The organism is Rhizobium ecuadorense (assembly GCF_001187535.1).
GTDB classification, from domain to species: domain Bacteria; phylum Pseudomonadota; class Alphaproteobacteria; order Rhizobiales; family Rhizobiaceae; genus Rhizobium; species Rhizobium ecuadorense.
In genome coordinates, this window is the sequence record NZ_LFIO01000332.1 from 1 (window position 1) to 285 (window position 285).

Annotated in this window: 1 protein-coding gene and 1 pseudogene; both read right to left on the reverse strand. The window is 59.3% G+C overall.

Annotation, left to right across the window (positions count from 1 at the left end; all coding sequences use genetic code 11):
• Positions 1–142, reverse strand: a pseudogene (locus AF337_RS45135) (PAS domain-containing sensor histidine kinase); the annotation flags it as partial.
• A partial coding sequence (locus AF337_RS45140; RefSeq protein WP_160320262.1) for an alpha/beta fold hydrolase occupies positions 139–285 on the reverse strand: 147 nt, incomplete at its 5' end. The gene AF337_RS45140 and the pseudogene AF337_RS45135, both read right to left, overlap by 4 nt.

The following is a 285-nucleotide window of genomic DNA, read 5'->3' on the forward strand; positions in this document are numbered from 1 at the left end:
TGCCGATCCAGGTCGACAGCGTTTTGTTCACCTTGACGATGCGCCCGTCCGGCTGCAGCGAAAGATAGCCGCATGGCGCGTTTTCGTATAAGTCCTCAAGGTCTTCCGCCGGCATGGAGATCTGCGTGTCGGGACCGCTCATCGGGCGAACCGCCGGATTGCAGAGATGACCTCGTCGGGAGCGCTGAGGTTAGGGCAGTGGCCACTTGCGTTCAGCACGACCAATTGACTATTCGGGACCTGCTGATGGACGTATTCGCCGACCTCTTCGGAGGCGATGATATC